The organism is Oleiphilus sp. HI0117, from assembly GCF_001635235.1.
Window position 1 is genome coordinate 1 of the sequence record NZ_LWGA01001236.1, and the last position, 461, is coordinate 461.

The following is a 461-nucleotide window of genomic DNA, read 5'->3' on the forward strand; positions in this document are numbered from 1 at the left end:
CGGTCCAAAGAGTAATTATCAAGTTTCAAAATAAAACCGCTTTAATTCTTGCATTAATACTTCTAACCAAATAACGTCTCAGTTAATGGTCAGAACATGCTCTAAATCAATTTAAAAAAATATCGTTGGTTATTAATTTATATCACAATTCCGACGCTTAACAAGTTTAGCACTGTGTGTTTTCGTAATTAGCAAAGACTAGCTCTGCTACTTATGAAACACTTATAAGTCCCAAATCACCTGGTCTGATTTCTTTCTAAGTGATTCGAGGTATTTTTCATGAGACGCAGCTTCCTCTGTATTGGCAGCCAGAACAGGTAGAGGCTTGCGTGTACCGGGTAACCTTCGAATACCTCCGGCGCCACCTTCATCTGTCTTTTCCTTATCTAGCAACAAGCTAGTCTGCCCACCACTTAGTAATAAATAAACATCAGCGAGTATTTCGGAATCCAATAAAGCCC

At 38.4% G+C, this 461-nt stretch carries 1 pseudogene; it reads right to left on the reverse strand.

Annotation, left to right across the window (positions count from 1 at the left end):
* Positions 1 to 222: 222 nt before the first annotated feature.
* A pseudogene (locus A3757_RS27165) lies at positions 223 to 461 on the reverse strand (DNA polymerase III subunit epsilon); the annotation flags it as partial.